This is a genomic window from Streptomyces sp. NPDC093568, from assembly GCF_044764945.1.
Classification (GTDB): Bacteria; Actinomycetota; Actinomycetes; order Streptomycetales; family Streptomycetaceae; genus Streptomyces.
Genome location: NZ_JBIWJD010000002.1, coordinates 813083 through 837855, shown reverse-complemented (window position 1 = coordinate 837855; position 24773 = coordinate 813083). Strand labels below are relative to the sequence as shown.

20 protein-coding genes and 1 tRNA gene are annotated in these 24773 nt (G+C 70.4%); 10 read left to right on the top strand and 11 right to left on the bottom strand.

Translation table 11 applies throughout. From position 1 onward, the window contains the following. Nucleotides 1-280 precede the first annotated feature (280 nt). The 6 genes from ACIRD7_RS13195 to ehuB form a co-directional block, all read right to left on the bottom strand. A tRNA-Lys gene (locus ACIRD7_RS13195) sits at nt 281-354 on the bottom strand. A gap of 100 nt (nt 355-454) precedes the next feature. After that, complete coding sequence (locus ACIRD7_RS13190; protein WP_403452881.1) at nt 455-1219, bottom strand: IclR family transcriptional regulator; 765 nt, start codon at nt 1217-1219, stop codon at nt 455-457. A gap of 172 nt (nt 1220-1391) precedes the next feature. Continuing rightward, nucleotides 1392-2168, bottom strand: coding sequence for an ectoine/hydroxyectoine ABC transporter ATP-binding protein EhuA (gene ehuA, locus ACIRD7_RS13185; RefSeq protein ID WP_403452880.1), 777 nt, complete (start codon nt 2166-2168; stop codon nt 1392-1394). 10 nt (nt 2169-2178) lie between these two features. After that, complete coding sequence (gene ehuD / locus ACIRD7_RS13180) at nt 2179-2829, bottom strand: ectoine/hydroxyectoine ABC transporter permease subunit EhuD (RefSeq protein WP_403452879.1); 651 nt, start codon at nt 2827-2829, stop codon at nt 2179-2181. Beyond that, the gene (gene ehuC, locus ACIRD7_RS13175) at nt 2826-3566 is read right to left on the bottom strand and encodes an ectoine/hydroxyectoine ABC transporter permease subunit EhuC (protein ID WP_403452878.1); all 741 of its coding nucleotides are present in this window, start codon (nt 3564-3566) and stop codon (nt 2826-2828) included. The genes ehuD and ehuC overlap by 4 nt, the downstream gene beginning before the upstream one ends. Then, complete coding sequence (gene ehuB / locus ACIRD7_RS13170) at nt 3563-4468, bottom strand: ectoine/hydroxyectoine ABC transporter substrate-binding protein EhuB (protein WP_403452877.1); 906 nt, start codon at nt 4466-4468, stop codon at nt 3563-3565. Before ehuB ends, ehuC begins: the two co-directional genes overlap by 4 nt. 47 nt (nt 4469-4515) lie before the next feature. Here ehuB and ACIRD7_RS13165 point away from each other — a divergent pair, with 47 nt between their 5' ends. Then, nucleotides 4516-5010 (top strand): DUF3830 family protein, encoded by a 495-nt coding sequence (locus ACIRD7_RS13165; RefSeq protein WP_403452876.1) that lies wholly within the window; start codon nt 4516-4518, stop codon nt 5008-5010. Here ACIRD7_RS13165 and ACIRD7_RS13160 read toward each other — a convergent pair. After that, nucleotides 4991-6391, bottom strand: coding sequence for an amidase (locus ACIRD7_RS13160; RefSeq protein WP_403452875.1), 1401 nt, complete (start codon nt 6389-6391; stop codon nt 4991-4993). The two genes, ACIRD7_RS13165 and ACIRD7_RS13160, sit on opposite strands and share 20 nt — an antisense overlap. A 23-nt stretch (nt 6392-6414) precedes the next feature. Then, nucleotides 6415-7374 carry a D-2-hydroxyacid dehydrogenase gene (locus tag ACIRD7_RS13155; RefSeq protein WP_403452874.1) on the bottom strand — a complete coding sequence of 320 codons (960 nt, stop codon included), beginning with the start codon at nt 7372-7374 and terminating at the stop codon, nt 6415-6417. Nucleotides 7375-7581: 207 nt separating this feature from the next. Here ACIRD7_RS13155 and ACIRD7_RS13150 point away from each other — a divergent pair, with 207 nt between their 5' ends. Both ACIRD7_RS13150 and ACIRD7_RS13145 read left to right on the top strand, forming a co-directional pair. Further along, on the top strand, nt 7582-8391 hold the full coding sequence (locus ACIRD7_RS13150) for an aspartate/glutamate racemase family protein (RefSeq protein WP_403453080.1): 810 nt from the start codon (nt 7582-7584) through the stop codon (nt 8389-8391). A 10-nt stretch (nt 8392-8401) separates the two neighbouring features. Beyond that, complete coding sequence (locus tag ACIRD7_RS13145; protein WP_403452873.1) at nt 8402-9133, top strand: decarboxylase; 732 nt, start codon at nt 8402-8404, stop codon at nt 9131-9133. Nucleotides 9134-9143: 10 nt separating this feature from the next. Here ACIRD7_RS13145 and ACIRD7_RS13140 read toward each other — a convergent pair whose 3' ends face one another. After that, a complete protein-coding gene (locus tag ACIRD7_RS13140; protein ID WP_403452872.1) occupies nt 9144-10052 on the bottom strand; it encodes a ScbA/BarX family gamma-butyrolactone biosynthesis protein in 909 nt (302 codons plus the stop codon). Nucleotides 10053-10475: 423 nt separating this feature from the next. On the opposite strand from ACIRD7_RS13140, the gene ACIRD7_RS13135 reads away from it, so the two are divergent. Beyond that, complete coding sequence (locus tag ACIRD7_RS13135; RefSeq protein ID WP_403452871.1) at nt 10476-11192, top strand: response regulator transcription factor; 717 nt, start codon at nt 10476-10478, stop codon at nt 11190-11192. Between the two features lie 95 nt (nt 11193-11287). Then, complete coding sequence (locus ACIRD7_RS13130; RefSeq protein WP_403452870.1) at nt 11288-11938, top strand: ScbR family autoregulator-binding transcription factor; 651 nt, start codon at nt 11288-11290, stop codon at nt 11936-11938. Nucleotides 11939-11993: 55 nt separating this feature from the next. Here the strand turns inward: ACIRD7_RS13130 and ACIRD7_RS13125 are convergent, their stop codons facing one another. Further along, the gene (locus ACIRD7_RS13125; protein WP_403452869.1) at nt 11994-12332 is read right to left on the bottom strand and encodes an ArsR/SmtB family transcription factor; all 339 of its coding nucleotides are present in this window, start codon (nt 12330-12332) and stop codon (nt 11994-11996) included. A 298-nt stretch (nt 12333-12630) separates the two neighbouring features. Between ACIRD7_RS13125 and ACIRD7_RS13120 the strand changes: the two genes are divergently transcribed. The 4 genes from ACIRD7_RS13120 to ACIRD7_RS13105 all read left to right on the top strand — a co-directional run bounded on the left by ACIRD7_RS13120 (nt 12631) and on the right by ACIRD7_RS13105 (nt 20790). Further along, nucleotides 12631-13839, top strand: a complete 1209-nt coding sequence (locus ACIRD7_RS13120) for an MFS transporter (RefSeq protein ID WP_403452868.1) — start codon at nt 12631-12633, stop codon at nt 13837-13839. 255 nt (nt 13840-14094) lie between these two features. Continuing rightward, nucleotides 14095-17805: an ACP S-malonyltransferase gene (locus ACIRD7_RS13115; protein ID WP_403452867.1), complete on the top strand. Its 3711-nt coding sequence runs from the start codon at nt 14095-14097 to the stop codon at nt 17803-17805. 328 nt (nt 17806-18133) lie between these two features. After that, complete coding sequence (locus tag ACIRD7_RS13110; RefSeq protein WP_403452866.1) at nt 18134-19615, top strand: hypothetical protein; 1482 nt, start codon at nt 18134-18136, stop codon at nt 19613-19615. Nucleotides 19616-19701: 86 nt separating this feature from the next. Continuing rightward, nucleotides 19702-20790 (top strand): LLM class flavin-dependent oxidoreductase, encoded by a 1089-nt coding sequence (locus ACIRD7_RS13105; protein WP_403452865.1) that lies wholly within the window; start codon nt 19702-19704, stop codon nt 20788-20790. Nucleotides 20791-20798: 8 nt separating this feature from the next. Here the strand turns inward: ACIRD7_RS13105 and ACIRD7_RS13100 are convergent, their stop codons facing one another. Next, on the bottom strand, nt 20799-22688 hold the full coding sequence (locus ACIRD7_RS13100; protein WP_403452864.1) for a putative bifunctional diguanylate cyclase/phosphodiesterase: 1890 nt from the start codon (nt 22686-22688) through the stop codon (nt 20799-20801). A gap of 307 nt (nt 22689-22995) precedes the next feature. Here ACIRD7_RS13100 and ACIRD7_RS13095 point away from each other — a divergent pair, with 307 nt between their 5' ends. Then, nucleotides 22996-24453 carry a M6 family metalloprotease domain-containing protein gene (locus ACIRD7_RS13095; RefSeq protein WP_403452863.1) on the top strand — a complete coding sequence of 486 codons (1458 nt, stop codon included), beginning with the start codon at nt 22996-22998 and terminating at the stop codon, nt 24451-24453. Nucleotides 24454-24773: the final 320 nt, after the last annotated feature.

The following is a 24773-nucleotide window of genomic DNA, read 5'->3' as shown; positions in this document are numbered from 1 at the left end:
TTCATTGTGCGCCGCCAGGGACTCGAACCCCGGACCCGCTGATGCTGCATTTCCCGGGGGATGACCCCCGGACCCCCAGCCGCCCCGGCAGTGACCTGGGCATACGTCGAAGGGCCTCCCGCTCCCACGAGAGGCCCTTCATTGTGCGCCGCCAGGGACTCGAACCCCGGACCCGCTGATGCTGCATTTCCCGGGGGATGACCCCCGGACCCCCAGCCGCCCCGGCAGTGACCGGGGATACGTCGAAGGGCCTCCCGCTCCCACGAGAGGCCCTTCATTGTGCGCCGCCAGGGACTCGAACCCCGGACCCGCTGATTAAGAGTCAGCTGCTCTAACCAACTGAGCTAGCGGCGCATGACTCGTGCCGACCGCGTTTTCGAGCTCTCGCGGTGGCGACGAAGAAAATACTACCTGGTCCGCGGGGGTGCTTCCGACCACCGTCCGGGGTGGCCGGTCAGGACTGGATCGCCAGTGACAGCAGTACCGGCGCCGCGCTCCGGTTCAGGGTGTCCGCCGCCTGGCGCAGGCGGTGGGCGTGCTCCACCGGGAGTGACAGGGCCAGGCAGCCCACCGACGAGCCGGCCGTGATCGGGACGGCCGCGCACACCGTGCCCACCGCGTACTCCTGGAGGTCGAGGTGCGGGACCGTCGGCGGCTGGGACTCCAGCCGGGAGAGCAGCACCTTGTCGCTGGTGATCGTGCGCGAGGTGAGGCGGGCCATCTTGTGCCGGGAGAGATGGTCACGCCGGCCGTTGTGGTCGAGCTGGCCCAGCAGGCTCTTGCCGATCGCCGTCGCGTGGGCGGAGAAGCGGAAGTCGACCCACTCGTTGACCACGGGCGTGGCCGGACCGGCCGCGAACTGGTCGATCTTCACCTCGCCGTCGATGTACCGGCTGATGTAGACGGCGGCGCCGACCGAGTCGCGCAGCCGGTCCAGGGTGCGCTGGAGAGTCTCCCGCAGGGCCTGGTCACGGCCCTGCGCGGAACCCAGTCGGGTGAGCGCGTCGCCGGTGACGTACGCCCCGTCGGCGACCTGCTCGACGTAGCCCTCCCGGCGGAGCATGCGCAAGAGGCCGGTCAGGCGCCCCAGGCCGATGCCCGTCTGCCGGGAAAGCTCGGTGTCGGTTACTCCGGTGGTGTGCCGCGCCACGGTCTCCAGGACGCGCAGCGCGTCCTGGACCGAGTGGTACGGCGTCGTCGACTCGTGCTGCAGCGCCACGGTTCCCCCTGCGGTCGCACGTCGCTTCTCATCGGGCGGGGTCGAGTCAGTCAAGCTCCTTCACGATAACGGGCAAGGGGCCCGTAGTGAGCGGTTGTTGACGAGATTGCGATGCCCTCAACTGCGGTTCTAGCACTCTGGTATATGCCAAAGTCATGAGCCGAACACGGAGTCACAGGACAGCGCTGAGGAATTCCCGGGTGCGATCGTTCTCGGGGTCGTTGAAGATCTTCTCCGGGGTGCCGGACTCGATGACCCGGCCGGAGTCGAACATCAGGACCTGGTCCGAGATGTCCCGGGCGAAATTCATCTCGTGGGTCACGCAGAGCATGGTGATGTCCGTGGTTCGGGCGATGTCCCGCAGCAGGTCCAGGACGCCCGCGACCAGCTCCGGGTCCAGCGCCGAGGTCACCTCGTCGAGCAGCAGCACCTGCGGCCGCATCGCCAGCGCCCGCGCGATCGCCACCCGCTGCTGCTGGCCACCGGACAGCTGGGTCGGGCGGGCGTCGCACTTGTCGGCGAGGCCCACCATGTCCAGCAGCTCACGTGCCCGAGCCTCCGCCTCGTCCTTGTTCATGCCGAGGACGGTGACCGGGGCCTCGGTGATGTTCCGCAGCACGGTCATGTTCGGGAACAGGTTGAACTGCTGGAACACCATCCCGATCTTCTTGCGGACCTCGCGGATCTGCTTCTCGGGAGCCGGGAAGAGCTGCTGCCCGGCGACGGTGATCCTGCCCTCGTCGGGCTTGGTCAGGGTCATCAGCAGCCGCAGGATCGTCGTCTTGCCGGAGCCGGACGGGCCGATCAGGGTGACGTGCTTGCCGGACGCGACCGAGAAGTCGAGCCCGTCCAGCACCGTGTTCGAGCCGAACCGCTTGGTGACGTGGTCGAAGCGGATCAGCTCGCCGCCGTCCACCGGCGGGTTGGCGCTCGCGTCGGCATCTTTCATCAGAGGGGTGTCAGCGGACAAGGCGTCGCTCCAGGGCTCGTACGAGAAGGGAGGCCGGATAGGCGATGAGGATGAAGGCCACACCGATGACCGTCAGGGGCTCGGTGAACTGGAAGTTCTCCTGCGCGAACAGTCGCGCCTCGCCGAGCATCTCCATGACCGTGATCGTCATCAGGATCGGGGTGTCCTTGAGCATCGCGATGACGTAGTTGCCGAGGGCGGGAACCACCCGGCGGATCGCCTGCGGCAGGATCACCACCCGCCACGTCCTGGTCACCGGCAGGTTCAGCGCCGTCGCGGCCTCCCACTGGCCGGCCGGCACCGCCTCGATGCCAGCCCGGTAGACCTGCATCGTGTACGTCGAGTAGTGCAGCCCGATCGCGAAGACGCCGGTGGTCAGCGCGGAGGCGGTGACGCCCCACTCGGGCAGCACGTAGAAGAGGAAGAACAGCTGCACCAGCAGCGGGGTGTTGCGGATGAACTCCGTGACCGCCCCGACCGGCCAGCGCACGAAGCGGCTCGGCGTGCGCATCAGCAGCGCCCACACCAGGCCCAGCGCGAAGGAGATCAGCGAGCCGAGGGCCAGGATCCGCAGCGTGAGCAGCAGCCCGTCCCAGAAACGCGGCATGAAGTCGGCGACAGCGCCCCAGTCCCAGGTCATGACGAGGCACCTCCCACGCCGAGCGAACCGCCCGCGCCCACACCGGTCGTCTCAGGACGACGCAGCTCCTGTTCGGCCGTGCGCCCGACCGACTTGCCGACACCGGCCTTGAGTTTGCGCTCCAGTCCGCGCATCCCCCGCGTGAGCAGGAAGGCGATGACGAAGTAGATGAGCAGCACGTACGTGTAGATCTCCGCGCTCTCCTGGAGCGCCAGGCGTACCAGGTTGGCGCTGAAGGCCAGATCGCCCATGCCCATCACGGACACCAGCGCGGTGCCCTTGAGCAGTTCCACCAGCAGGTTGGTGAAGGAGGGGATCATCTCCGGCACCGCCTGCGGCAGCAGGATCAGCCGCATCCGCTGCCACGGCGTGAAGCTGAGCGCGATACCGCCCTCACGCTGTGCCGGGTCGACGGAATTGAGGGCGCCGCGCACGATCTCGGCGCCGTACGCGCCGTAGGTCAGACCGAGGGCGAGCGTGCCCGCCCACAGGGGCACCAGCTGCCAGCCGAACGCGACCGGCAGCACGAAGAACACCCAGAAGATCATGATCAGGGCGGAGGTCCCGCGGAACACCTCGGTGTAGACGCCCGCGAGGAAGCGGACGATCCACAGCCGGTGGGTGCGGGCCATGCCGACCCCGAACGCGACCGCCGTCGCCACCAGTCCGCTCAGGACCAGCAGCTGGACGGTGATCCATATCCCTTTGAGTACGAGTTCCCAGAGTCCCGAGGTCATCCGCCGCAGAGCTCCTTCGCGGTGAGGTCGGTCATCTCCGCCTCCGTGAAGCCGAAGGGCTTGAGGATGCGGAACAGTTCCCCGCTCTTCTTGAGCTTGTGCAGCTCGACGTTGAAGGCGTCCCGCAGCTTCGTCTCGGTCGGGCGGAACGCGAACGCGCCGCCGTCGACGTGCGGTTTGCCCTCGACGAGGGGTGCGAAGGCCTTGGTGGCCTCCGCCTTGGACGACTTCTTGACGACCTCACGGGTGGTCAGTGCCGTACCGGCGAAGACGTCCACGCGCCCCGCCTCGACGGCGTTCAGCCCCGCGACCTGGTCCGGCACGATGAGGATGTCGCTCTCCTCGTACCCCGCCTCGACGGCGTACGCGATCTCGGCATAGCCGGTTCCCGTGGCGAACTTGGCCTTCTTCTCCACGACGTCCTTGTAGTCGCGCAGGCCCTTGGGATTGCCCTTGCGCACGATGAAGGAGTCGAGCATCTGGTAATCGGGGTCGGAGAAGATGACCTGTTCGCAGCGCTCGGGGTTGACGTACATCCCGGCGGCGACGACGTCGAACTGCTGTGAGTTCAGGCCCGGGATCAGCGACCCGAACTCCGTCGGCACCGGCTGCACCCTGTCGATGCCCAGCCGCTTGAAGATGACCTTGGCCAGTTCCGGCGCCTCGCCGGTCAGCTCGCCGTTCCTGTCGATGTAGCCGAAGGGGATCTCCCCCGCGATACCGAGGCGTACGACACCCGCCGCCTTGAGCCGGTCGAGCAGGTCACCGCCTTCCTCCGTCGACGCCGTGGCCACCCGCGAGCAGCCGGCGGCCCCCAGCGCACCGAGCGCCGCCACCCCCGCGAGCAGCGACCGGCGCGTGGGCCCAGGTGTGTCTCTGTCGTTCCCATTAGGTGGAGCCATGGCGGCGCGGCTACCCGGGACCATGCGATGTATGCACCCTGGAATGCATGACTGAACGGTTCATCGAGGTGTCACTGGTCAAGCGCCAAATCCGCTGCACGGCCAAACTCCTGGCCGACCGCGCCCCGCTGACCTGCGCGGCCGTCTGGGACGCCCTGCCCCTGACCGGCGACGTCTATCACGCCAAATACGCCCGCAACGAGATCTACGCCCTCTTCCCGCCCTTCGCGGAAACGGAGCCGCCGCTGGAAAACCCGACGGTCACCCCAATCCCGGGCGATCTGTGCTATTTCGCCTTCGCCGGCACGGAACTGGGCACCAAGTCCTACGGCTACGACCGTGAGGTCCGCGCCGGCACCACGGTGGTCGACCTGGCCCTGTTCTACGAGCGCAACAACCTGCTGCTGAACGGCGACGTGGGCTGGGTGCCCGGCATCGTCTGGGGCCAGGTCGTGGAGGGGCTGGAGGAGATGGCCCAGGGCTGCAACGACCTGTGGCGGTCGGGGGCGCTGGGCGAGTCGCTCAGCTTCCGGAGGGTGTGATCCGGGCCGCCCCGGCCTCGTAGAGCGCGTGGGCCGCCCGCAGCACCAGGTCGTCGCGATGCCGGGCGGCCACGATCTGCAGGCCGATCGGCAGACCGTCCCCGTCCGTGCCGACGGGGACGGTGGCCGCCGGCTGCTGGGTCAGGTTGAAGGGGTATGTGAACGGCGTCCAGCCGGTCCACCGGCGATGCCCCGAGCCCTTCGGTACCTCGGAGCCCGCCTCGAACGCCGTGATCGGCAGGGTCGGGGTGAGGAGGAGGTCGTAGGCGTCGTGGAAGCGGCCCATCCGGCGGCCCAGTTCCATCCGGACGTCCACCGCCGCCAGATAGTCCAGCGCCGACCTCCGGGCACCGGTGCCGCAGATCTCCCGCAGCCCAGGGTCGAGCAACTCCCGCTGGTGCGGGCCCAGATGCTGGGTCACCCGGGCCGCCCCGGTGAACCACAGGGTGTGGAAGGCGTCCACCGGGTCGGTGAAGTCGGGGTCCGTCTCCTCGACGTACGCCCCCAGTCCCGCCAGCCGCTCCACCGCCCGCCGCACCGCCGCCGCGACCGCCGGCCGCACCGCCACCTGGCCGCCGAAGGAGGGCGAGTAGGCGACCCGCAGACCGCGCACGCCGCCGGACAGCGCCGCGGCGAACGAGCCCGGCGCGGCCGGGAGCGCCGACCAGTCGCGTGAGTCGGGGGCGCCGACGACGTCCAGGAGGAGGGCGGCGTCGGCCGCGTCCCGGGTCATCGGGCCGACGTGCGCCAGGGTGCCGAAGGCGCTCGCGGGGTACAGCGGGACCCGGCCGTACGTCGGTTTCAGGCCGAAGATTCCGCAGAAGGCCGCCGGGATACGGACACTTCCGCCGCCGTCCGTGCCGAGCGCGAGCGGGCCCGCGCCGAGCGCCACGGCCGCCGCCGCGCCGCCGCTGGAGCCGCCCGCGGTGCGGGTCGGGTCGACGGGGTTGCGGGTGACGCCGGACAGCGGTGAGTCGGTGACGCCCTTCCAGCCGAACTCGGGGGTGGTCGTCTTGCCGAGCAGGACGGCGCCGTGCGCGCGCAGCCGGGCCACCGAAGGGGCGTCCTCGTCCCAGCGGCCGTGCTCCGCGACGGTCTTCGAGCCCCGCAGCGTCGGCGCCCCGCGCATCAGCAGGATGTCCTTCACGGTGACGGGGACACCGTCGAGCAGCCCGGCCGGCTCACCGCGCCGCCACCGCTCGGCCGAGTCGGCGGCCTGCGCGAGGGCCGCGTCAGCGGTGAGCCGTACGAAGGCGTTGACCTCCGGCTGGATCCGTTCGGCCCGCTCCAGTGCCGCGCGGGTGGCGTCGACGGGACTGAACTCCCCGTCGCGGTAGCCGTCGAGGAGTTGTACGGCGGTCAGTTCGGTGAGTTCCGTCATGCGAAGCCCTCCAGCCGTAGACGTCAGCGTCCGGGTACGTACCCACGCTGCTTGTCGACCACGTTCAGCAGCGGTCTGCCCGCCTCCCACCGCTCGTACAACTCCACGAACTGCGCGCCCAGTTCATCGCGCCAGCCGATCGTGTCCCCGCTCATGTGCGGCGAGACGATCAGCCCCGGCAGCCCCCACAACGGGCTGTCCGGACCGAGGGGTTCGTGCTCGAAGACATCCAGCGCCGCCCCCGCGATCCAGCGCTTGGTGAGCGCCTCGGCCAGCGCCTCCTCCACCACCAGCTGGCCGCGGCCCACGTTGATGAACCGGGCCGAGGGCTGCATGACGTCGAACCGGCGCAGGTCGAACATGCCGTGCGTCTGCTCGGTGAGCGGCGCGGCCGCGATCACCCAGTCGGCGCGGGACATCAGCCGGTCCAGATCGTCCGGGCCGTGGATGCCGGTGCGCGGGACCCGGCCGACCAGCGCGGTCGTGATGTCGAGGGCCTTGAGCGTGCGGGCGATCGCACGGCCGATGGGGCCGGATCCGACCACGCACGCGCGCGTGCCGGCCACGCGCTGCCCCTCGCGGTGCCGCCACTCGCGCGAGCGCTGGAAGTCCAGGGTGCGCGGCAGATCCTTGGCCATCGCCAGCACGAGCGCCGCGACGTACTCGGCGATCGGCTGGTCGAAGATCCCGCGCGCGTTGGTGACCACGGTGTCGGAGGCGGTGAGCTCCGGGCACATCAGGTGGTCCACGCCGGCGCTCGCCGTGTGCACCCAGCGCGGGCGCGGTCCCTCGCCGGGCCAGGCGTGGCGCACGGCGTGCGAGGTGAAGTCCCAGACCAGGAGCACGTCGGCGTGCGGCAGCCGGTCGGCGAGCGTAGACGGGTCCGCGTGCTCGACGCGGGCGCGGCCGGTGAGGCGGCCGAGGCGGGGGAGGGGGTCGGCGTCGAGGACGAGGAGCGTGGGCGGGGAGCCGGGCGAGGTCATACGGGGTCGCTTCTCCAGGGGGGTGCGGAGGCCGGTTTCCGGGGCTGTACGGATGCCGTCCCGCGGAGTTCTACTGGAAGGGACGGCCGTCTGACATGCGAGGTTTGACCACGCTCGCACCCGAACCTACCTTCGTCAACACGGGCGTACGTACGGTCCGTTGCTCACCCGTATCTCGTAGTGAGGGCGGTGCCAGCCATGGACGCCATGGACATCTCCTTCCTCGGCGGCCCCCGCCCGCAGCGCGGTGTCGGAGTCGTCGCCCCCTTCGACTTCGCGCTGGACCGCGAGCTGTGGCGTTGGGTGCCCGACGAGGTCTCGCTGCACCTGACCCGCACGCCGTTCGTCCCGGTCGAGGTCAGCCTGGACCTGGCCCGGCTGGTCAGTGAGCACGAGACGCTCGGCGACGGCGTGCGCACCCTGACCGCGATCTCGCCCGAGGTCGTCGCCTACGCCTGTACCTCCGGCAGTTTCGTCGGCGGCATCGCGGGCGAGCGGGCCATGTGCGAGGCGATGACCCGGGCCGGCGCGATGCCCTCGGTCACCACCTCCGGGGCGCTGCTGGAGGCGCTCGGCGAGCTGGGCGTGCGGCGGGTGGCGCTGGTGACGCCGTACACGGTGTCGGTGACGCGGGCCCTTGAGGACTACGTGGCCGAGGCCGGGGTAGCGGTCACCGGGTGCGCGTTCATGGGGCTCACCCGGCACATCTGGAAGGTGCCGTACCGCGATGTGGCCGACATGGCGCGCAGGGCCGTGCGCCGGGCGGCGGACGCGCTCTTCATCAGCTGCACGAACCTGCCGACCTACGACGTGATCCCCCAACTGGAGGCAGAGCTGCGCATCCCGGTGCTCTCGGCCAACCAGGTGACGATGTGGGCCGCGCTGCGCAGGCTGGGTACTCGCGCGGTGGGGCCCTATCAGGCGCTGATCGATCCGGCGGCCCGGATCGACCCGGCCGCGCGGAGCGGGCCCGTGCTTCCGGACGTGCCGGATGTTCCCGAGCAGGAACAGCAGTAGAAAGGGTGACATGACCGCTCTCGGATTTCTCTACCCTGGCCACTCCGCCGAGGACGACTATCCGCGCATCGAGCAACTGCTGGCCGGCGACATCCGGATCGACCTCGTGCACACCGACATCGGCGAGGACGCCCACCGGGTCGACGCGCTGCTGCGGATGGGCTCCGCCGAGCGGCTCGCGACGGGCGTGGAGGCGCTGCGCCTGACGGGCGCCGAGGCGGTGGTGTGGGCGTGCACGTCCGGCAGCTTCGTCTACGGCTGGGAGGGCGCCCACGAGCAGGTGCGCACCCTCGCCGTCACCGCGGGCATGCCGGCGTCCTCGACGTCGTTCGCCTTCGTGCACGCCGTGCGCGAGCTCGACGTGCGGCGGCTGGCGGTCGGCGCGACCTACCCGGACGACGTGGCGGGACTCTTCGCTGAGTTCCTGCGGGCGGGCGGCGCGGAGGTGGTCTCGGTGCGCGGCTCCGGGATCATCACGGCGGCGGAGGTCGGGACGTGGGGTGAGGCCGAGCTGTTCGCGCTGGCCAAGGAGGCGGACACGCCGGACGCCGAGGCGGTCCTGCTGCCGGACACGGCCCTGCACACGGCCGCCCACATCCCGGCCCTCGAACGCGAACTCGGCAAGCCGGTCCTCACGGCGAACCAGGTCACCGTCTGGGAGGGCCTGCGCCTGACGGACCGCCGCGTGAACGCCTCCGAACTGGGGACGCTGTTCACCCGCGAGCCGATCGTGCAGGTGTAGCCGAGATCCGTCAGACGGCCGGGCGCAGAACCGACAGGCGCGCCGAGAAGACCCGCTTGCCCTCCTGGACGGCCGTCACCAGGACCCGCTGCTCCCCGGACGGCCCCGTCGCCTCGACGTGGGCCTCGATCCAGCAGGGGGCGTCGAGTTCGGCGTAGCGCGTGAAATCGGCGTCCAGGGCGAGCAGCAGGCCCCGCGGCTGCCGGGTGACCGCTCGGGCGGCCTGGCGGGCGGCCTCGATCAGGACCATGCCCGGGACGTGGTCCACGGGGTGGTCGAAGTAGACCGCGTGCCCGGTGTCGACCCGCAGTTCCCACCGGGCCCGTCCGGGGGCCGCGACGGCGGCCAGCACGACGTGCTCCGGGCCCGTGTGTCCCACCGTGGCCGGGTCGACCGGCGCCGGCAGGGCGCGGCCCGTGGTGGTGGGCCGGCCGCCGCGCAGCCGGCGGTGGGCGGCGGGGCTGGTGCAGCTGAAGCTCGCGCCGCCGGTCGCCACGGTCAGCCCGCCGCGCCGCACGGAGACCTCGTAGCGCATCCCGGCGATGGTCCGGCCCCGGCGGACTATGTCGTGGCAGGCGGTGTGCAGTTCGACGTCGGTCGGGACCGGATCGGCCTCGAACGCCACCGGGTCGGCGGTGAACGACATGTTCCACATCAGGAACTGATGGCCGAACGGCACTCCGTACTCGGCGTGCGACAGCAGCGCTCCCGCCTGCCGTATCGACTCCACCAAGAGCATCGGATCCTGGTGGCCGCCCACCGGCGCGAAGAGCGCGTGGCTGCGCGGCCACTGGCCCCGGACCACGAAGGAGTCCGTGGTGTCTGCCTCCCAGCCGGTGAGGAACACCTCGGCCACGGACATGCGATGGACGTACTCGCGCGGAACCGTGGTGGTCAGACGCGGGAGGGTGGTCAGCATCCGAGGCACTCCTGTTTCAGTTCGCGGACAGGGGTGACCGGACGCGCGTCCTGACCCCCCGTCACTGATGAACGCGTGTTCCTTCGAACATACAGACAGGTTGGATTGGTTTCAAAGTAAAAGCTCTTTAAAGACCGGCTGACTTGTTTGGTTTACACCGCGGTTACGCGCGCTTGACGCACCCGTGTACGCGGGGATGGTCTGCGCCGAAGGGGCGCGGTAGGGGGAAATGTCCCCACTTCACGGTCGAGGGACCGGCTTTGGGTCGGTTGTTGAATAAACAACTTGTCGGCTTCTTGGATGCCGCCTCAACCCGGGCCGCGTTGACAAACCGGCAACCCTGCCTGGTAACGTCCCGGAGGCGAGCGTTCAACAGTTCGATGTGAAGTGCCTGGGGGAGGCGTTGACATGGATCGGCAGGTCATGGATTCGGCCAGACCGCGCGTCGGGACGGATGAGCCGTCCGCCGAGGACGTTCGGGCGCTGCGGGTTCTCGTGGTCCAGGGCGATCTCACGGCCGCCGAGGGCCTGGTGCAGGAGCTGAACCGGCACGGCTACCGGGCGCGGGGAGTCGCCACGGGAGCCGAGGCGCTGCGCGCCCACCGCGACTGCGACCTCGTCCTGCTCGACCTCGACCTGCCCGACCTGGACGGACTCGAGGTGTGCCGCCGGATGCGCGCGGCCGGGGACGTGCCGATCATCGCCGTGACCGGGCGGGCGGCCGAACTGGACTGTGTGCTCGGACTGCAGGCGGGCTCCGACGACTACGTCGTCAAGCCGTACGGCCTGCGGGAGCTGCTGGCCCGGATGGAGGCGGTGCTGCGCCGGGTCCGTCCCCGGCCGCAGGCCCAGGTCATCACGTACGGCCCGCTCCGGATGGACGCGGACGCCCGCGAACTCCTGCTGGAGGGGCGGCGGGTGGACCTCACGCCCAAGGAGTTCGACCTGCTGTACCTGCTCGCCTCGCGGCCGGGTGCCACCCTGTCCCGGCGTCAGCTGCTGAGCCAGGTGTGGGACGACGAGTGGTCGCAGCGCGGCCGCACCATAGACACCCATGTCAGCAGCCTGCGGAGCAAGCTCGGATCGAGTCGCTGGATCGTGAACGTACGAGGCGTCGGTTTTCGGCTCGGTCATGTCTGAACCGAGACGGAACCGGGCTGGTCGGCTGGTTGCTCGGGCGAATACAATGCAGGCAAGTTTGTATGTTTCCGGGCTGGAGATGCGAGGAGCCGCCGATGGCCCAGCAGGAGAGAGGCATCAGGTCGAGACGCTCGATCCTGGAGGCCGCCGCGGCCGTGTTCGGCGAGCGCGGTTACGACGCCGCGAGCACCAACGAGATCCTCGCCAGAGCCGGTCTCACCCGGGGCGCGCTGTATCACCACTTCCCGTCGAAGGAGGCGATCGCGGCGGCGCTGGTGGAGGCGCAGGGCGAGGCCCTGGTGGTGCCGGACCAGCCGGTGAAGTTGCAGGCGGTCATCGACCTCACCCTGGAGTTCTCGCGCCGGCTGCAGACCGACGCGGTGCTGCGGGCCAGCGTGCGGCTCGCCGTCGAGCAGTCGTCCTTCTCGGCCTCGGCCCAGACCCCGTACAACCAGTCGATCACCGTCGTCGAGGACCTGCTGCGGCAGGCCGAGAAGCAGGGCGAGCTGCTGCCCGGGGCGGATCTGTCGGAGGTCGCGGCGACCGTGGTCGGCGCCTTCACGGGACTTCAGGTGATGTCGCAGGCGTACAGCAACCGACGGGACCTGCCCGACCGGATCACCGCGTTGTGGCGGCTGGTCCTGCCGGGCCTCGCGGCGCCGGGCATGCTGCCCCGCCTGCGCACGAGCCCCCTGCCCGAACCGGAGCGGCCCGCGGCCGGGTCCGGCGAAGCGGTGGCCGAATGACCTCCGGGCCCGGATCACGGTGGTGACCCGGGCCCGGAGCCTTCCGGTCGGTGACTCAGGAGGGAAGGAGGTCCGCCAGGTGGGCCTCCCCGACCTCGCGACGGAGGTCCTCGACGAGCGCGGCGATCCGCTCCTCGTCGCGCCGGTAGTGGGTCCACTTGCCGACGCGCGTGGAACGCACGAGGCCCGCGCGTTCGAGTACGGCCATGTAGGCCGAGACGGTGGACTGCGCGAGCCCGGTCTTGGCCTGGATGTGGCTGACGCAGACGCCGACCGCACGCGGGTCGGTGACGGCCGGGTTGACCGGGAAGTTCTCTTCCGGTTCCCGCAGCCACTGGAGCACTTGCAGCCGCACAGGGTTGGCGAGCGCCTTGAGCGCTTCGAGCAGGGGCATGAGGTCGCCTGTCTCAGGCGTTTCGTGTTTCGTCATGGGCCTTCCGGTGCAGACGCGGAGCCGACGGTGGATGCATCGAGGATAATCGATGCGTTACGTCTTCGTAAGTTCCGTTACGTTTCCCCAGGTCAGCCGCTATCCGCCCGCTGGGTCCCGCCGCTCGGCACCCCGCGAATCCAACTCCCCTGAGCCGAACTCCACTTGACACGACGTATCGAAGTTCTGCGATACTTCGATACGTCAGCGTCCCGCAAGGCACGGTCCCGTACCGCGTGCCACTGCAACGGAGGGTTTTCACATGCCTATCGGGCTCATCGCCCTGGCACTGGGGGGCTTCGGTATCGGCCTCACGGAGTTCGGGATCGTAGGTCTGCTGCCGGAGGTGGCAGGCGACTTCGACGTCACGGAATCGGTCGCCGGGTACCTCGTGTCCGGCTACGCGCTGAGCGTCGCCATCGGCGCGCTCGGGCTGACCGCGGCGATCACCCGCTTCGACCGCAAGAAGGTCCTCGTCGGCCTGATGACGCTGTTCATCGCGGGCAACCTGATCTCCGCCGTCGCCCCGACCTACGAACTGCTGATGGTCGGCCGGATCGTCGCGGCCCTGTGCCACGGTGCCTTCTTCAGCGTCGGCGCGGTCGTCGCCTCCGACATGGTCGCGGCGAACAAGAAGGCCGGCGCCATCGCGTTGATGTTCGGCGGACTGACCGCCGCCAACGTGCTCGGTGTGCCGCTCGGCACCTTCGTCGGCCAGCAGTTCGGCTGGCGCTCCACCTTCTGGGCCATCACGGTCATCGGCGTCGTCGCGCTGGTCGGCATCCAGCTCCTGGTACCGCAGACCACGGCGGCCGCCCGCACCGACCTGCGCGCCGAACTCGCCGTCTTCCGCCGGGGTCAGGTCTGGGTCTCCATCGCGCTCAGCGTCCTCGCCTTCGGCGGTGTCATCGGCGGCTACACCTACATCGCCTTCACGCTCACCGAGGTCAGCGGGTTCGCCACCAGCACCGTGCCGTGGCTGCTCGTGCTGTTCGGCGCCGGCACCTTCATCGGCAACTTCGTCGGCGGCAAGGCCGCCGACAAGGCGCTCAACGGCTCGCTGATCGGCATCATGGCCGTCCTCACCGTCGTCATGGGCGTCTTCGCCCTCACCGCGGAGAGCAAGGTCGCGACGCTGATCATGCTGCTGCTGATGGGCACCATCGGCCTCGCCACCGCGCCCGGCCTCCAGGTGCGCACCATGAAGTACGCCGACGACGCGCCCACCATGGCCTCCGGCGCCAACATCGCGGCCTTCAACGTCGGCAACGCCCTCGGCGCCTGGCTCGGCGGTCTGGCCCTCGCGGCCGGGTACGGCTTCGTCTCCCCGCTGTGGGTCGGCGCGGGACTCGCCCTCGCCGGACTCGTCGTGGTGGCGGCGGGTTCCCTGGGCGGCGGAAAGGCCGCAGAAAAGAATTCCGCTGCGGGTGCCGCACGCCGCACGGAAGCGGTTGAGGTCGGCGCTCAGTAATCTCCGTAAACAAATCGGGGCGGAAAGCCGTAATGGCTTTCCGCCCCGATTTCGTTTGTGCCCGGAAATGGTTTTCTGGCCGCGCTGACCTGCGACTTTGAAGTTCTCTGAGGTTACCTTGTGCTTTCTTGTAAGGGCTTGAGGAATCCTGCATCGGAATGTGTTGAACCGGGTCTGTGTGGTCGGAAACAATTTCTTTGCGCCCAAAGGTGAGCGCGCGACGTTACGGCCCAGAAAACCCGAGAGGCGATGCCTGTGTCCCGCTCTCTTTCCGATGTTCTTTCCCCCGCCGGCCGGTTCGGCCCAGTGGAGGACGTCCTCACCACCAAGGACCGCATACGCGTGGCCGGGTTCTTCCCCGGCCTCGGCAGCCGCGCCTTCTACCGCAGCCTCGGCCGCGCGCTCCTCGACTCGGGCAACCCCGAGATCACCGGCATCTACCGCGAGGCCGCCCGCGCCCTCGGCTTCCCCGCCCGCCCCGACCTGCTCCTGCTGGACCCGGAGAGCCTGCCCGAGGGCAAGCTGGAGCGGCAGGGCTTCATCGGCGCGGCCCTGCTGGTGCACAGCCTGGCCCTCGACGCCTACCTGCGCGACCGGATAGCCCGCGGTGGCGTCCCCGTCGGTGTCGTCGCCTACACCGGCGAGAGCTTCGGCATCCTCACGGCCGCGGTGGCCGGCGGCTCCCTCTCGGTCCATGACGGCGTCCGGATCGCCCAGGCGTTCACACCGCTGATGCTCCAGGCCGCGGGCGCCCGCAGCAGCGACGAGGCGTTCGCCCGGGACATCGCCTCCTTCCTGGACGCCTCCGTCCGGGACACCCCCCTGGTGAGCGAGCCGTACCACGTGGTCGCGCTGAAGACGCCGACAGCCGAGGCCCTCGCGGCGGTGCTGGGCGCGCTGCGCGAGAGGTTCGCGCTCACGGACGTCGAACTGCACAAGACGTACGCCCCCACCCAGGCCAACCTCTACGTCCGCACCGGCGCCAAGGCCGAGTTCGACGCGTTCGTCGCCGCCGCCGGCGACGCGACCACCTGGGAACTGAAGGAACCGACCGTGTTCCTCGCCCACTCCGCGCGGATGCGTCCCGCCCGCGAGGCCCTGGAGCGGTTCTTCCACACCCACCGCATCCGCTTCCACGAGCCCCGCGTCCCGCTGGTGTCCAACCACGACATGTCGCTGCTGACCACCGCGGACGCCGTCCGCGAGGGCGTCCTCGCCATGACGGACCAGGTCATGGCCTCCCGGGACACCTGCGAGACCCTCAACGACCTCGACGTCGACATGGTGCTGGAGCTGGGGCTGGGCGCCAAGTCGGTCCAGCTCCTACGGGACAACGATGTCGCCGCACCCGCCATGGCGTACACCGCGAGCCACGAGGACACCGCCCGGATCCTGCGGGCCGTCGACGTCGTGGGCGCGCTGATGTCCCGCCTGGAGGAGCTGTACACCACGGGCGCGGAGCTGAACCGTGACGACCACCACCTGCTGCGCGAGCTGTTCCGCCTCGCCGCCGAGAGCGACTTCTGCGACGACTACTTCTCGCGCACCCTCGGACGGGTCATCACCGCGGAGATGCTGCGCCCCGACCGCGAGGGCTCACCCACCTTCCACCGGCTGCTCGAGATCTTCCAGCACACCCGCGCCCACCGCGAGCACATCGCCCTCGACCAGGGCGAACTCGTCACCCGCGCCCGGCTGAAGAAGAGGATCACCGCCGGCGACTCGACGATGCTCGGCAAGGCGTACGTGGAACTCACCGTCCTCGACCGGGCCGGAGAGGTCCACGCGCGGACGATCCACACCACCGCCCCCGAGGTGGTCGTCTTCCACTTCGGCGGACCGGCCGCCCCCGACGACGAGACGGCGGCCCGCAGGACCCGCATGCTGCTGGACCACCAGCCGACGGCGTACGAGATCCACGACCGGATGCTCGAGGCGCTGCGCCTCGACGGCGGCATTCCGACGGGCGGCCGGCGCGTCGTCCACGAGTACCTGCTGTTCCACACCCTCGCCCAGCACCGGCCCGCCCTGTTCGCGCAGAGCGACCACTACCTGGAGGGCGCCGACATCCCGGGCTGGCTGGCCGCCCTGGCCGTCTCCGGCGCGATCTCGCTGGCCGACGCGGTCACCCTGAGCGCGCCGCACGTCCCGGACGACACCCTGGAGGGGATCCTCGGCGGACTCGCCGGCGCCGGGATCCCCCTGGTGTCCCCCGAGGGCGTGCCGATCCAGTCCCGCAAGGACCTGGCCGACGCCACCCGCGCGGTGCTCCGCGACGGCGCCCTCGGCACCGGGGTGCGGCGCATCCACCTCAACGGCAACTGCCAGATCGTCGCCCTCGGTTCGGAGCCGGCCGCGAGCGACGTCGACACCGGGTCGTACGCCACCCATGTCGTCGCCGTCACGGAGCCGGCCGAGGCATGGAAGAAGCGCGTCAACCCCGCCCTCGACGCGTTCGAGTACGCCTGTGTCCTCGCCCTGACCGAGGAGAACGAGCGCGTCCTGGCCAACGCCCGCAGCCGCCGGGTGCTCTCCAGCACCGTCCACGCCTACATCGGGATCGACGAGACGATCGTCAGCTTCGGCCAGGGCGGCAGCGAGTCGATGACCGTCTTCGTGCGCAAGGAGGGCGAGGAGCACATCACGGTCCGCAAGATCCTCAGCGAGGCGCTGACGACCGCGCGCTGGAACCCGGAGGGCGACGGCGTGATGCTCCCGCCGTTCGCCAAGGCCCGCAAGCAGGCCGAGTTCCTGCAGGCGCTGCCCGAGCCGGTGCGCGGCTACTTCCCCGAGGTCTTCACCGTCCTGGAGCGTGAGGTCCCCGTCCCGTCCGGGCCCCGGCGGGACGAGCGGACGGTCGACCGGGAGGTCATCTACGAGATGAGCTACGTCGCGGGGGAGGAGGTCAGCCGGTACGTCGAGAAGCACACCCCGCCGCCGGCCGTGGTCGCCCGGCTCTACGAGCAGATCATCCGCGTGCTGAACGAGGACGTGCACAGCGTGGGCCGGGTGCCGGCGCCCGGCGAGACGCTCGACACCTCCTACTTCCGGAAGATCGAGGACCGTCTGGACCTGTGCCGCCGTACCGCGCCGCGGACGTTCCACGCGCAGCTCCTCGACACCGAGCACATCGTGGTCAACGGCGTCTCCTACCTCAACCACGCGGCCCTGCTGAAGCGGTTCCGCGACACCCCCGAGTTCGCCGAGATCCTCGAACCGGCCCATCACTCGCTCGTCATGGGCGACACGAACACCGAGAACATCAAGATCAGCGACATCGGCCCGTTGCGGCACGCCCAGCGGCTGATCGAGTCCGGGGCACCCCAGGACGAGGTCGACGCGGCGCTCGCCGCCATCACGCCGGCCACGCTGGGGATCAAGTTCCTCGACCCCCGGGCCATCGGCTTCAAGAGCGAGGGCAAGGACACCCGCGACGACGCGATGTACGACAACAAGCCCTGGCACAACTCCATCGGCCACTACGACGAGATCCACTTCGAGCAGTTCACCCTGAACGTCGAGGCCGGCGAGGGTCGGACGCCCGCTGTCGACATCGCGTTCATGCCGGGTAACCCGTACCAGAAGGCGTACCGGGTGCGGGACGTGATCGCGACCGGGGGCAGCGTGGACACCGAGGCGCCGAGCGGCATGGAGGACCACTTCGCCGGCGTCATGACGGCCGCGCTGCGGCTCGACGACCCCGACTCGCCCTATCTGCGGGACGACCCGTACTGGCTGGTCCGGTTCGTGTTCATGATGGGCCAGCACTTCACGGCGATGCCGCCCTTCCACTTCCAGAAGGAGCTGGACGGCACCCTCGTGGACACCTACCAGACCCAGCGCCGCCCGGTCGCGATCTACTGCGAGGGCATCAAGTGGCTGAACTGGGCCCTGCAGATGCTGGAGGGCACCAGGACCGAGTTCCTCGGCCTGAAGGTGCCGCCGCTGCCCCACCTGACCGCCTGAGCCCATCCCCCGAGGTCGCCGGGCAGGCATACCCCCCCCCCCGCGTCCGGCCCGGCGACCTCCCCCCTCCCAACCTGAACGCCCGCCCCCCCAGCGGTCGCCGGGCAGTCACACCCCCGCCCTGCCCGGCGACCATCCCCCCCGGAGCCTCAACTCACGCAGGAGAACGGCCGTATGACGTCGGCGCGGTCCTGGTCCTCATTTACGACCCGCCTCGCCCGGACGCCTGAGAGCCCATCCTCCCGAGGTCGCCGGGTGGGCACACCCCCCGGCCCTGCCCGGCGACCATCCCCCCCCGCAGCCTCAACTCCCCCAGAAGGAGCCCCGTATGACTACCGCCGCCGCGTTCCCGGTCCCGGTGGACGGCCTGCAGCACCTCTCCCACGAGACCCGTGTGATAGCCACACCGTGGAGCCGCATGGTCCGCGGCACCGGGCTGGGGCAGTACCCCGTCGCCTACGACGCCGAGGCCGCCGCCCGGATCCGGCACACCTTCGGCCTGCTCGCCGCCAAGGGGGTCGACGACGCCTACACCCGCTTCTCCCACCTCCTGGCCGACTTCGCCCTCAACGTCGCCGACCCCGGCCGTGACCTGCGCCGCTCCGACCTCGAACGCGATCTCGGCCCGATCCTGGACGCCGTACGCGCCGAGGAGAACCCGTACTTCAGGGTCATGGCCGGCTGCATCCTGATGGACGCCGTCGCCAAGCTGCGCCTGGACCGGTCCCTGCTGGTCAACTCCGTCACCGACTTCGCCGCCGAGACCCTGGCCGTCGCCGACACCATCGAGCCGGACCGGATCAAGGACGAGAACGCCGGCCGCCACGGCCACTACGAGAAGCTGTCCGCCTACTCGGCCGTCTTCCTCGCCTTCGGCCAACTCGGCCTGAAGGACCGGCTGGTGATCGGACGGCGCAACCACGTCCGGGAGGCGCTGGGGCTGCTGGAGAAGATCCCGGCGCCGTTCTTCCGCGGCCGCGGCGGCTCCATGCTGCTCTCGGTGATCTCGCTGCTCGGCCACGAGCGGTACGTCACCGAAGACGGCCGGGACTTCGTCAAGGAGGTCCTGACCTACCTCGACCGCGCGGACGAGCTGAACCTGCCCCCGGCCTTCCCGCAGCCCATGTCCGAGAGCTTCGTGCGGATCTACCCGCTGCTCACCATGCTGAACGCCGTCGCCCTGACCGGCCGGGCGGAGGAGTACCTGACCCACGGCCACGACCGGCTGGCCGAGGCGAAGGACCTGTTGGCCCGCATCACCCCGGTCGAGCGCACCCACATGGGCCTCTACTACCTCATCGCCCTGCACAACCTCGGCCGCCTGGAGGAGCAGGTGCCGGACCTGGACACCTTCGTCGAGGACATCGTGGGCCAGTGGGTGCACATCGACCCCGGGGCGAACTACTTCCTCAACGGGATCGCCTACGCCTATGTCGTCCAGACGTCCATGCTCACCGGCCGGATGGACCTGATCGGCACCAAGATGCTGGAGCGGCTGGTGGACGGCTTCCCCGACCTGGACCGCACCGACGACGACCGGATCAACCGCCCCTACCCGTTCGCCTACACGCTCAACGTCCTCGGCGAGATCGGCGCGGCCCACCTGCTCTTCGACCCCAGGGACGCCTACGCCGGCGCCACCCCGGTCGAGTGGGTCATCGACCGGCTCTCCCCGGGCGGCCGCGCCGAGCACCGGCTGTACATGCTGAACCACGCCCTGGTCAGCTACGCCCTGCGCCTGCGCGGACCGGGCCGCGGCGAGACACCGCTGTTCCGGGAGGCGACCTTCGCGGCGGGCACCAGGGAATAGGGCCAGGGATGAGGCCGGGGAATAAACGGAGGCCATCTCCTGTTAGACCGAGTCGGACCGCACAACGTACGCATCAGGAGGCACCAGTGGCGGCAGACGAGATCCGAGGCGAGGTACAGGGCAGCGCGCCCGTCCCCCTCTCCGTGCTGGACCTGGTCATGGTCAGTTCGGGCCGCACCGCCACCGACGCCCTGCGCACCAGCGTCAAGCTGGCGCGGCTCGCGGAGTCCCGAGGCTTCCACCGCTACTGGGTCGCCGAGCACCACTCGATGCCCGGCGTCGCGTCCTCGTCCCCGGCCGTAATCCTCGCCCACCTCGCCGCCCACACGGAGCGCGTCCGACTCGGCTCCGGCGGCGTGATGCTGCCGAACCACGCCCCGCTGATCATCGCGGAGCAGTTCGGCACCCTGGAGGCCATGGCACCGGGCCGTATCGACCTGGGCCTGGGCCGCGCCCCCGGCACGGACGGCGCCACCGCGGCCGCCCTGCGCCGCACCGATCACCTGAACGAGGGCGCCGACGACTTCCCCGAGCAGCTCGCCGAGCTCACCCGCTTCCTCGACGACGACTTCCCCGACGGCCACCCCTACCGCCGTATCCACGCCATCCCCGGTCCGATCCAGTCGACCACGCCGGGCGGCGTCCAGTCCCCGCACCGCCCGCCCGTCTGGCTGCTGGGCTCCTCCGGCTTCAGCGCCAGGCTGGCCGGCATGCTCGGGCTGCCGTTCGCCTTCGCACACCACTTCTCGGCCCGGAACACCATCCCGGCCCTGGACCTGTACCGGGAGTCCTTCCGGCCGTCCGCCGTCCTCGACCGGCCCTACGCCCTCATCGGCGTCTCCGCCCTCGCCACCGACGAGGAGAAGGAGGCCCGCCGCCAGGTCATGTCCGGCGCGCTGAGCATGATCCGCCTGCGCACCGGACGCCCGGGCCTGATCCCCACCCCCGAGGAGACCGAGGCCTACGAGTTCAGCGCGCTGGAGCGCGAGTTCGCCGACTCCTGGCTCGCCGACGTCATCCACGGCACCCCCGACGAGGTCCGCGCCGGCCTCGACGACCTCCAGAAGCGCACCGGCGCCGACGAGTTGATGATCACGAGCAACGCGCCCGGCATGGAGGTACGCCTGCGCTCGTTCGAACTCATCGCGGACGCCTACGGGTTGCCGACCCTCTGAGGGCCGCCCTAGACCCGCACCCCCAGCAACTCGGAGATGCGATCCGGTGACACCGGCCGGGAGTACAGCCACCCCTGGCCGGTGTCGCAGCCGATCCGGCGCAGTCGCGAGGCCTGCGCCATCGTCTCCACGCACTCCGCGGTGACCGTCAGGCCCAGCCGGTGGGCGAGCTGGATCATCGCCTCGACCACGACCTCGTCGGCCGGGTTCGGCGGCACGGTCGCGCTGTTGTCGTTCTCGTACTGGAATCCCCGTACGAACGAACCGTCCAGCTTGAGCACCGAGACCGGGAGCCGGCTCAGGTACGCCAGGTTCGAGTAGCCCGTGCCGAAGTCGTCGATGGCGATGCGCACGCCCATGTCGCTGAGCGCCTGGAGGTCCTGCAGGGGCCGGCCCGAGGAGCCCATCACGGCCGACTCGGTCAGCTCCAACTGGAGCAGATGCGGGGCGAGTCCCGTCTCGTCGAGGATGCGGGCCACGTCCGCGACCAGGTCGGAGTCCCAGACCTGGCGCACCGCCACGTTCACGCTCACGAAGATCGGCGGCTCGTCGGGGTGAGCCACCTGCCAGGCGCGGGCCTGGCGGCAGGCGGTCGCAAGGATCCAGCGGCCCAGCGGCACGATCGAACCGTCCTCCTCGGCCAGTCCGATGAACCGATTCGGCGCCAGTATGCCGAACTGAGGATGATTCCAGCGGACAAGCGCCTCGACACCGCTGAGCCGGCCGTCCTCCATGCCCACCAACGGCTGGTACTCCAGGGCGAACTCACCGCGTTCGATGGCCGGGCGCAGGGTGGCGGCGAGGGCCTGACGGGTGATGAGGTGCGCGTTGCGCTCGGGGTCGAACAGCGTCCAGCGGTCCTTGCCGTCGGCCTTCGCCCAGTACAGCGTGGTGTCCGCGGCCTGCATCAGGGCCGTGGGTGTGGTGCCGGCGGCATGGCGTTCGACGACCCCGATCGACGCCGACACCGACAGGCGCCGGCCGGAGATGTCGAAGGGGGCCCGCAGGGCGTCGAGCACCGACTCGGCGAGATCGGCCAGTTGCTCGGTGCCCGTCGAGTCCTCGATCAGCAGGGCGAACTCGTCCCCGCCGAGCCGGGCCACCAGCGGCGGGATCGACCGGGCGTGCCCCGCCTCCTCGGCGCAGTGCGTGAGCCGCTCGGCGACGGCGGCGAGCAGCTTGTCGCCGACCCGGTTTCCGAGGGTGTCGTTGATCGCCTTGAAACCGTCAAGGTCCAGGTAGCACAGGCCGATTCGACCGGTCGTGCCGCTCTCCTCGTACGACTCCACCTCCAGCGCCGTCGACAGCCGCTCGAAGAACAGGGTGCGGTTGGGCAGCCGGGTCACCGGGTCGTGCATCTGCAAGTGCCGCAGCCGCGCCTGGAGTTCGCGGTGGGCGCTGATGTCGGCGAGGGAGAGCAGGACGCCGCCGGACGCCACGCCGGGCAGCGGCGCGACCGTGACCTGCACCCACAGGGAGTGTCCCTCGGGGTGCTTGACGCGCCGGGTGCACCGCAGTTCGGCCTGGCGGCCGCGCAGCACCTCGCGGTACGCGTGCCAGGTGCGGGCGTCGGAGGCGAGGTCCACCAGGTCGGCGGCGACGGCCCCGGTCAGCTCCGCGGGGGCCGTGCCGAGCAGGTCGGCGAAGGTGGGGTTGACGCCGGCCACCAGGCCGTCGCGGTCGACGACGGCCATCGCCAGGGGTGCGGCTCTGAAGGCGGACGACCAGGGCGCGGCCCCATCGGGCACCCCGGGATCGGCCTCCCCGGTACCGGTGGATGGCTCCGCATTACTCTCTGTGACGGCCGGCCCGATGAGGTCTGCCGCGGGCGTCGGCCCTTCGGACGTTCCGCTCACCGCTCGCTCCCGCAGTGCACTCGATCTTCGGATGGGTCTCATCGGAATGACAGGCCGGGTGGATGAGGGATGGGCCCCGGGCCGTGTCCGTGCAGGAAAGTGTCAGGAAAGTGTGCCGATCATAGAGGCTGGTCCCGGGGCCTTCCACCTACTGTTCAGTCTTCCCACACGACGCGCGCTTGTGACAGATCGTTTCTGCCCGCAGGTGGACAGCTTCTTCGAGCCTCCGACCGTATGTGACGTTCCGTGAGCGATTCGGGGGTGTCGGCCCTGACGGGGCTTCGACTCGCTCACCCATCCGGTGCAGCAGAACAGGACGTAGTACGACAATCCGACAAGGCTGGATGCGGTGTCCCGCGAACCGCACCCGGAGGTCCACGTGCCGCGTCAGTTCCCCCTGTTCCGTGGGATGGGCCTGCTGCGGGACCGGTCGCGACTGCGCAGTACCGCCGCCGTGGCCACCACGATGTCGGCGCTCGCCGCGACCTCACTGGTCGTCGGACCCTCGGTCGCCGAACCGTTCGACTCGGGACCCTGCGCCCTGGAGCGCACCGACGCCCACCACTCCGAGGGCCTGGACACCTGGAACGCCGCCTATCCGCGCCCCACCCGCAAGCTCGACGCGGTCATGGTGTTCCTGTCCTTCCCGGACTCCGCCCCGCAGACGACCCCCGCCGAACTGACGGCCGACCACTTCCCGGCCACCACCCGCTTCTTCGAACGCGCCTCCTACGGCAGGTTCACCCTGCGTCCGCACCCGCTGCGCCACTGGGTGCGCATGCCGCGCCCGTCGACGGCGTACGCCATACAGCGCGACTGGCGCGTCACCGACCGGGCCGCCTACCTGCGCGACGCGCTCGCCGCGGCCGACCGGCAGGTGGACTTCTCCCGTTACGACATCGTCTACTTCGTCGCCGACCCGGACGCGCCCGGCGTCGACTCGGACGCCACCAAGGTGGTCAACCTGGACGCCCCGCTGCACGCCGACGGCACGGACATCCAGCGTGTCGTCACGGTGTTCGAGAACCATCCGCCCGACCGGCTGGTCCTCGCGCACGAGACCGGCCATGTCTTCGACCTGCCGGATCTGTACCACCGTCCGGTGGACGGCAAGGGCGACTGGGACACCTTCGTCGGCGACTGGGACCTGATGGGCAGCCAGTTCGGCATGGCACCGGATCTGTTCGGCTGGCACAAGTGGAAGCTGGGGTGGCTGGAGCCGCGGCAGGTGGTCTGCGTGCAGGGCTCGGCGGCCGGATCCACCCGGCTGACGCTGGAGCCGCTGTCGGCGGGCCCGGGGATCCAGGTGCGGACGGGGGCCGCCGGGGCCGGGGTGGCGGGACTGGGCGCGGAGGGCTCATACGGCTCCTACGGCCCTTACGACCCTGGAGGCTCTGGCGGCTCTGGCGGTGGGGGCGGCCCGGACGGGGCTCGTGGCTCCTCCGGGACCGTGCCGGGGTTCGGGCTGGGCAACGGCAGCAAGCTGGCCGTCGTCCGCACCGGCCCGGACAGCGCCCTCGCCTTCGAGGTACGCGGCGCGATCGGCAACGACGTGCAGACCTGCCGGCAGGGGGTGCTGGTGTACCGGATTCGCAGCGAGACGGAGTCCGGAGGCGGGCCGGTGGAGGTGATCGACGCCCATCCGCACAGCGAGGCGTGCTGGGAGGAGTCGGTGTACCCACCCCTCGCGGACGCGCCGGTCGGGGAGGGCGAGAGCTTCACGGTGCCGGGTGAGGGCGTCCGGGTGGAGGTGGAGGGGCGGACTCCCTCGGGGGCGTGGACGGTGAAGATCACGACGGCGGGGTAGGGCGGGTGGGGGCCTGTGAGGGCGTGCGCGGGCTGGTGGGGACCGGTGGGGGTGTGTGCGGGCTGGCGGGGGCCGGTGGGGGAGTGCGCGGGCTGGCGGGGGCCGGTGGGGGTGTGTGCGGGCTGGCGGGGGCCGGTGGGGGAGTGCGCGGGCTGGCGGGGGCCGGTGGGGGTGTGTGCGGGCTGGCGGGGGGGGGAATGCGAAAGGCCCCTCGCTCTCGCGAGGGGCCTTCCGTGTCTGTGCGCCGCCAGGGACTCGAACCCCGGACCCGCTGATGCTGCATTTCCCGGGGGTAACCCCCGGACCCCCAGCCGCCCCAC

Excerpts from the sequence above, each read along its gene's own strand:
- ACIRD7_RS13125 (WP_403452869.1), bottom strand. The coding sequence starts at position 12,332 with ATGCCCCTGCTCGAAGCGCTCAAGGCGCTCGCCAACCCTGTGCGGCTG.
- ACIRD7_RS13160 (WP_403452875.1), bottom strand. The coding sequence starts at position 6,391 with ATGACGGAACTCACCGAACTGACCGCCGTACAACTCCTCGACGGCTAC.
- ehuC (WP_403452878.1), bottom strand. The coding sequence starts at position 3,566 with ATGACCTCGGGACTCTGGGAACTCGTACTCAAAGGGATATGGATCACC.
- ACIRD7_RS13135 (WP_403452871.1), top strand. The coding sequence starts at position 10,476 with ATGGATTCGGCCAGACCGCGCGTCGGGACGGATGAGCCGTCCGCCGAG.
- ACIRD7_RS13155 (WP_403452874.1), bottom strand. The coding sequence starts at position 7,374 with ATGACCTCGCCCGGCTCCCCGCCCACGCTCCTCGTCCTCGACGCCGAC.
- ACIRD7_RS13120 (WP_403452868.1), top strand. The coding sequence starts at position 12,631 with ATGCCTATCGGGCTCATCGCCCTGGCACTGGGGGGCTTCGGTATCGGC.
- ehuD (WP_403452879.1), bottom strand. The coding sequence starts at position 2,829 with ATGACCTGGGACTGGGGCGCTGTCGCCGACTTCATGCCGCGTTTCTGG.
- ehuB (WP_403452877.1), bottom strand. The coding sequence starts at position 4,468 with ATGGCTCCACCTAATGGGAACGACAGAGACACACCTGGGCCCACGCGC.
- ACIRD7_RS13150 (WP_403453080.1), top strand. The coding sequence starts at position 7,582 with ATGGACATCTCCTTCCTCGGCGGCCCCCGCCCGCAGCGCGGTGTCGGA.
- ACIRD7_RS13100 (WP_403452864.1), bottom strand. The coding sequence starts at position 22,688 with ATGAGACCCATCCGAAGATCGAGTGCACTGCGGGAGCGAGCGGTGAGC.
- ACIRD7_RS13110 (WP_403452866.1), top strand. The coding sequence starts at position 18,134 with ATGACTACCGCCGCCGCGTTCCCGGTCCCGGTGGACGGCCTGCAGCAC.
- ACIRD7_RS13140 (WP_403452872.1), bottom strand. The coding sequence starts at position 10,052 with ATGCTGACCACCCTCCCGCGTCTGACCACCACGGTTCCGCGCGAGTAC.
- ACIRD7_RS13130 (WP_403452870.1), top strand. The coding sequence starts at position 11,288 with ATGGCCCAGCAGGAGAGAGGCATCAGGTCGAGACGCTCGATCCTGGAG.
- ACIRD7_RS13165 (WP_403452876.1), top strand. The coding sequence starts at position 4,516 with ATGACTGAACGGTTCATCGAGGTGTCACTGGTCAAGCGCCAAATCCGC.
- ACIRD7_RS13145 (WP_403452873.1), top strand. The coding sequence starts at position 8,402 with ATGACCGCTCTCGGATTTCTCTACCCTGGCCACTCCGCCGAGGACGAC.
- ehuA (WP_403452880.1), bottom strand. The coding sequence starts at position 2,168 with ATGAAAGATGCCGACGCGAGCGCCAACCCGCCGGTGGACGGCGGCGAG.